This is a genomic window from Asticcacaulis sp., assembly GCF_027484505.1.
Lineage (GTDB): Bacteria > Pseudomonadota > Alphaproteobacteria > Caulobacterales > Caulobacteraceae > Asticcacaulis.
On record NZ_JAIXSV010000192.1, the window covers coordinates 1 to 6,532 of the forward strand.

Sequence of the window (6,532 nt, forward strand, 5' to 3'; positions counted from 1 at the left end):
TTCGCCGCAGTTCGATCAGCGGAAAGCTTCGGGACCGAGGTTACCCCGTGGAATTGATCCAGCTCTGGCGCGCCTAGTGGCCAAGTCGAAACGTCTGTCGTATTGTCGCATTCGCGCCCTCTCCGGACATTTGGAGCGAGGTGGAACGGGACGCCCGAAACCGGACGTCATGACGTTCAGCCACCTCTTGAATTCAAATGAAAAACGGAAACCTGCGTTCTCCGGCCGTCAAAACCAGTTTTAAAATAGGCGTCATATGCAGTGTTGACGCAGCCCCTTGAATTCCGGCCATCGTAAGCAGTGCGCGCCCCTGAGGAATGCCACTGTTCGGCTTCCGCGTGCAGGCATGGCCATTTTTGGGCTTGAAGTTGCACCATTGGTTGATAATTTGAGCGACGTTTATAAAGAATCGACCAAGGCTTTATGGCTGGTTGACTCTCCAGGGCCAGGGGCGGGTGCGATGGAAATCCAGTTCAGTATCAGTGAAATAATAGCCTCGATTGTAGGCGCTCTATTTGGGGGCGGCGTCGGGTCTGGCGTGACATGGTTCGTCATGAGCAGTAAAATCAAAGGGGACGGCAACAATGTCGTCAATCAAAGTGGAGCCACTTCCAAAGGGGTGATAGTCGGTCGGGACTATCACGGTTCGGATAACAAGTAATTGCTCGGCTCCTCCGACAATAAAGTAAATCAGTCAAATTCACGCGCGAATGTGATCATAGGGCGTGATGCTAATTTAATTGCACCGGCACAATCTATTATCGATAAGCTGAACGAAAAACTTTCATTGGAAATCGATGAGGGGAAAAAGATTGCTCACATTATCGAAAGCCTTCGGTACTATCATGAAAAGTACTCAGAAGACGGCATTGAAGGTCTCGAGCAAAAGCTAAACAAGGCTGGAATGGGGGCAAAATACAAGCGCGCCGTCAAAGATAAAGAGCTTTTTGTGATGCTCCTTGAAAAGTACAACGCCTTCGAATCGGCTCAGGAAATATTCGCAACTTTGCTGGCCAAAATGGATTACTGCTACAACAATAAAGTTTACATAGTCGTTGATTCTTTCGACTCAATTGAATTCAATAATCTATTTGACGAGCAAGTCATGGTTCCGATTATGCAGGAGTGTGTTTCGGGTGTATTCACGATAAATCATCGTCACGCTATGGGCATGTTCTATTGGCTTGCGGAGCAGTGTTTCGTCAGGTGGCACAGATGATCCAGCTAAGTTATCAGGCTGCCTTTGACCCATACCATGCGGCTTTTCGTCTTTTACGACTGGCGGTGTTGCTTGAGTCCGCAGGCGCAGTAACTAAAACGGCCGCCAAGATTATCGATTTTTTTATCCTTTTTCCCTTTCGGATCGACGAAATTACGTTCACGCAAAAGCACCGCAAATTTAAGAGGCTCGCGAAAAAGTACGCATATACGCGGCCGTACGGGTTGCAGCCGTCGCCACGGGCGATCTTTCAGCGCATGACCGCTCTACAAGACGCTTCAATAGATACGCTTACTGCTCACGGCTATTTGGACGTGGAGGCGGCGAACCGAGACCTGTTTCGCTTAGGGGCGAGCTTGCCCCAAGACTTGCGTGATCGAATTGAAGCGGCGAACGCGCATGTGTCACAGAAAGAACTAGTCGAATTTGTACTGGCGATTTCAGAATATCCAGTTCCTGGCCCAAGTGGCCTCAAGGCGCGTAGCGGTCTAATGGAGTATCGCTATGACGCGCTATGATCCGTCAATTTTACTAAACCGCCTTGTTGTCTACAAGGAAGACCGAATTGTTTACGATGAACGTTTCAAGGTTGGGGTGAATGTTATCCGAGGGGAAAACTCCTCGGGAAAATCAACGATCTTAAACCTGATTTATTTTGCTCTTGGCGGTGAGTTAGCTGACTGGAGTGACCATGCCTTGATGTGTACTCGCGTCATGGCGGAGGTGCAGTTCAACGGGAAACTGGCAACACTCAGCCGGGACATATCCGACCAACGCCAGCGGCCAATGGATATATTTGGTGGGCCTTATCTCGACTCAATAATCGCACCGCGAGAGTCATGGATTCGCTGCTCTTACACGCGATCGTCTAAGGAAAGCTTCTCCCAAGTTCTATATCGCCTGCTTGGTCTTCCTGAAGTCGCTAACGAAACTTCCGGAAACCTGACGATACATCAGATTTACCGACTGCTGTACTCTGATCAGTTGAGCGCGACAGGTTCGATATTTAAGCATGACCCGGTGTACGACAATCCTCTAATTCGAGAGAGTGTTGGTCGCCTCCTTTGTGGTGCCTACGATCAGGACATCTATCACCGACGCATGCGCGTGCGCGAGTTGGAAAAGCAGTTTGAAGGTGTGGCTGGCGAGCTTCGTAGTATTTTTTCATTCTTGGGAAGCCAAACGGTTACGCCTGCGCAAATCGAACAGGAATTGGTAATCCTGAAGGATGAAGAGAAAGAAGTTTTGGCCACAATTCAGGATCTTGAGCGCGCGGCGTATGGCGAGGGCGAAAAGGATGAGTTATCTCTGACGGCCTACAACGAAGCCTTCGAGGCCTTCCGGCAAGAACAGTTGATGGTCGACAGCGCTCAATCGGAGATTAGCCAGATTGAGCTTGAAATTGTTGATGCCGCTCAATTTATAGCGTCGTTGGAGCAAAAACTCGAGCAACTGACGGATGCGAAAGCTATGTCTGAGCATCTCGACGGCATTCGTTTCCACAGTTGCCCGGCCTGCAACACGCCCCTTGAAGTCGAGAGCGTTGAGCACTCATGTCACCTCTGCAAGTCCCCCTTCGATCCCGATCGCGCTCGACAGCGCATCGTTGCAACGATTAATGACGTAGCCCTACAGTTGAAGCAGTCGAAGGAGATTCAGGAGGACAGGGGAGAAGAGCTGACGGCAGCGCGCAAAAAACTCGATGACGCGCTTGTTCGATGGAAGCGTCAGGCGGTATTGCTGCAGCAGTTAAAGACCTCACCGAACTCTGAAGCGACAAGCAAGCTTAGAGAGTTGCAGCAGCGCCTTGGATATTTGACGCGTTTTGAAGAAGACTTGTCACGTAAGTCCCAAATGGCCAACGAGATCGCCCTCAAACAGGATGCTAAGCGCCGAATTGGTGCTGAGATGGAATCGCTTCGGCTGGCAAACGAGAATGCAGAGCAGCTTCAGGTGTCGCGTATGGCGGAGGCTACGCATGCGATCTCCGAGGAAATTAAGGACCTTCTAAAAAATGACCTGCCGCGTCAGGATTCATTCCGGGATCCGCAACGTGTAGATATTAACTTCACCGATAATAAGATATCTGTAGACGGAAAGATTTATTTCTCTGCAAGCTCTAGGGTGATTCTAAAAAATTCTTTCATATTGGGTTTTCTTTCCGCAGCGACCAAGCATAGATTCTTCAGGCACCCACGCTTTTGTATCATCGATACCATCGAGGACAAAGGTATGGAAGAGAAGCGTAGTTGGAATTTTCAGGTCCAGGTCGCGAAACTCTCGAACGATGCGCCTTCTTCTCATCAGATAATTTTTGCAACGGCTATGCCGTCTCCGGAAGTGGAGGATTTTTCGGTCGGTAAGTTTTCTACGTTGGAAAATCCGACGCTGGACTTGGAGGCCCAGACTCCCGTCCGTCGGCTGAGCGACCACGCTCGTGTTTGGAACTTTGTGCAGGGGTGGCTGTTGGCCAACGTGGTCAGGCTAGCCCACCCCAACGATTCGGTTGAAGTCTCCAAAGCACTGGACCGCGCCCGAACCAATTTAACATCTGACGCGTTCAATGCCGACATAGATCAGGTGATGCTGGAGGGCATAGTCGGCAATGTTGAAGATGTGATTGCTGAATATTATCAATCGTTAGGTGACTGAAGCGGATTGTGCAAACTAGGCGTTCAAGTTGCGGCCAATTGCTTCGACCATGATTATCAGGCTACCGGATAGGGAATTGCTTGTCTCGCTCGGCGCGCCGGATAAGCTCATGTCATCGCCCGTCAGGAACGGGGATGACCTGCCCGCAGCTTCGGCACAGTCCGCTTTTTGCGCTCGGCTCGCCATCCCTGATTTCTTTTAAGGGCCAAATGGAGAAGACTGCGAGTGGTCACGTTCGCGACCGTAACAGGCCTAGTTGGCGGCTAGAATGGGAGCATTATAGGACTTAGCGGTATAGGCCGGGTATTCGAGAAAGATAACATCCGACAGGTAGGCCATGCGAGACTACCCGCCGGTTCAATTGAATCTACGGTAGAAGTGCAAATCAATGAGAGCCCTTTTTAATGTGCCTTATTTAGTGGGCTTGCTTGACTTGCTAGGTTTGAGGGACGGCGTATTCCCTGGCGTGCTTTTATTGTCACGACGGCGCTGATCCGGTTTCCCCGTGGATTTAGCTATTGGCTTTGGTCCTGGTTTAAGTGCCATCAATGCACTCCCTTTCTGATTTATGAAAACAAGCCTGCACGTATCTTCTGATGCAGGCTTAGGCCACAGCAAAACATTATACAACAGTCCACACTATTTCTGGTTGAAGTCAAGAACCGATGAATGTTGACGCGGTAGCAAACTCCAGGCAAGTCGGCAGGGCTGGCCGGATGTGAGTTGTCCAGCTGTTCCTGCCCGAAGTCGTAAGGGCGATCGGTTCATTCCGTAATGCCGGGGTGCCTCGGCGCTACTGTCGGTCAGGTTTGGTATCAATCTCAGTCGGTCACATCGATTGAGGTGCTACCGGCTGTGTCCTGAACAAGGCCTGCTCCTCACGCTGTCACTACATCTATGACCGGCGCACCGCCCGGATGATCTCTGCGAATTGCCGCCGTTTATCCAAGATACTGCGAAGGACAGTTTATCCCCCTTCTCGATCCTTCGCATCCGTGCGTACGAACGGCGGCTTTCGGGACTGTTGGGCACCCGCGCCACCGGCCGATGGGGGGCGCAAAATTGCGCGATCATATTCGGCAGCTAAAAACAGATTTGGGCCAACTACAGTTGTGACCGCGGGATGCCAGCACTGCGCCCATGGTTTAACCGGTTTTTAAGGAGCAATTCCCACCCGTTGAAGCTCCCACCGCGCCGATGACCGTTGATCGAGAGAATTTCGGCATTTTCGCCGTTTTTAACCCCATGCGCTTCATTTTTGGCTCAAATTGCTGATTTGAGGCAGCTTTGCGAGACTCTCCCTTCAATAAAATCAGCGCTTTAAGCGACGACTGTCTCTCACCTCATCGCGCTTGTCTCTCGAATTTCCGATGTGCAGACAAGGACTTACCGGCTCTGAGAGACGGTCTTTTATCTTGCCTGTTTCCCAACCGTACCTCGCCGAATCTCGTACGATCTTGCCACTTCACGAGTTTGGACCGTGCACACATTCGGCTGTGAGTTTTCCACGAAAAAGACTCCTGCCTGACGGGGTTTCGGCGGGGGTAATCTGGGCTCTTAGACTGATCAAATTTCGCTTGGAACCTGGCATTATTAGCGACGAAAAGACCCGAATATCCAAATTCCACTGACGTCTATGGACATGGATGGACATGGGGAATTGGCCTTCGCCTTGTCGATCCGGCGTCAGATTTCTTGATTTTTTTAGCGCTGTCGGTCGGACTTTGTGAGAAGGATTTCGCCCTTCGGGCCGGTCGAAACTCGGACGCCAAAGCTCGATTGAACCGTCTGCAAAAAGCCCTCGGGATCGCGCGAACTGAACCGGCCACCGATGCGAATGGCCCCAATATCCGGGTCCACAATGACGATGGGTTGGGTCAGGTAACGGTTATATTCTTCGACGGCTAAGGCCAGTGGCTGGCCCATAAATTCGAGCGTATCCGTGCGCCATGCGCTGGCGGATTCAACCTCCTGCGGCGTGATGTTTCGCAGCGTACCGGCCCCGGCTCCGGCTAAGAATGACTGCTGAGTTTCAAGCCGCTGTGGTGTCGCTTTTGCGCTTTCTTTGACCACGCAGGCCCCTCGCAAAACGGTCAAATCCAGAGCCGATGCGCGAAGCCTTGCGTTCACATCGCCGGTGATTTCTGCGGTCGCGGCGGGGGTCTCCAGCACGCACGGCTTCTGTCCCTTCGGCACAGAAACAGCCACCTCACCCCGCAAAAGCCACAGGCGAACGAAGCCCTGAACCGACTTCCATTCGACGCGCGTATCGGTGTTCAGTTCGACGCTGATCCGGTTCGGCAACTGCACCAATCGGCGCTCGCCGATCTTGGTTGAGGCCGACGCGCGCCGCTGGCTGACAGCCCAAACGCCCGCGCCTACGGCGACAACGGCCGCTGCGGCTCCGGCCCGCATAAACATGCGCCGCGTCCCGGCCCCAGTGCGCAAATCAGGGTCGTCGCTAAAGTCGAAACCGCGAAGATCGTCTATGGCATCCGCCGTGGCCAGAACGCGCGAGAAGGCAACGGAATGACGCGGGTCTTCATCTCTCCAGGCATTAAATGCATCGAGATCAGCCGTCCCGGCCTCCAGACGTGTATGCCAGAGAGCCGCCGCATCTTCGATACGGTCTTGCTCTGATGTGGTGTCCTCAGTCACGAA

At 52.2% G+C, this 6,532-nt stretch carries 6 protein-coding genes; 5 read left to right on the forward strand and 1 reads right to left on the reverse strand.

The window, feature by feature from the left end:
- The 5 genes from Q0072_RS11940 to Q0072_RS11960 form a co-directional block, all read left to right on the forward strand.
- Nucleotides 1–244 (forward strand): hypothetical protein (locus Q0072_RS11940; RefSeq protein WP_298330316.1); only part of this gene is annotated, 244 nt, incomplete at its 5' end.
- Nucleotides 245–346: 102 nt separating this feature from the next.
- Nucleotides 347–661 carry a hypothetical protein gene (locus tag Q0072_RS11945; RefSeq protein WP_298330318.1) on the forward strand — a complete coding sequence of 105 codons (315 nt, stop codon included), beginning with the start codon at nucleotides 347–349 and terminating at the stop codon, nucleotides 659–661.
- Nucleotides 662–1,219, forward strand: coding sequence for an ABC-three component system protein (locus Q0072_RS11950; RefSeq protein WP_298330321.1), 558 nt, complete (start codon nucleotides 662–664; stop codon nucleotides 1,217–1,219).
- A complete protein-coding gene (locus tag Q0072_RS11955) occupies nucleotides 1,216–1,737 on the forward strand; it encodes an ABC-three component system middle component 5 (protein ID WP_298330323.1) in 522 nt (173 codons plus the stop codon). Before Q0072_RS11950 ends, Q0072_RS11955 begins: the two co-directional genes overlap by 4 nt.
- Complete coding sequence (locus tag Q0072_RS11960) at nucleotides 1,724–3,871, forward strand: AAA family ATPase (protein ID WP_298330326.1); 2,148 nt, start codon at nucleotides 1,724–1,726, stop codon at nucleotides 3,869–3,871. The genes Q0072_RS11955 and Q0072_RS11960 overlap by 14 nt, the downstream gene beginning before the upstream one ends.
- 1,704 nt (nucleotides 3,872–5,575) lie before the next feature.
- Here the strand turns inward: Q0072_RS11960 and Q0072_RS11965 are convergent.
- A partial coding sequence (locus tag Q0072_RS11965; protein WP_298330329.1) for a FecR domain-containing protein occupies nucleotides 5,576–6,532 on the reverse strand: 957 nt, incomplete at its 5' end.

Coding starts and splice junctions, on each gene's coding strand:
- Q0072_RS11945 (WP_298330318.1), top strand. CDS start 347: ATGGCCATTTTTGGGCTTGAAGTTGCACCATTGGTTGATAATTTGAGC.
- Q0072_RS11955 (WP_298330323.1), top strand. CDS start 1,216: ATGATCCAGCTAAGTTATCAGGCTGCCTTTGACCCATACCATGCGGCT.
- Q0072_RS11960 (WP_298330326.1), top strand. CDS start 1,724: ATGACGCGCTATGATCCGTCAATTTTACTAAACCGCCTTGTTGTCTAC.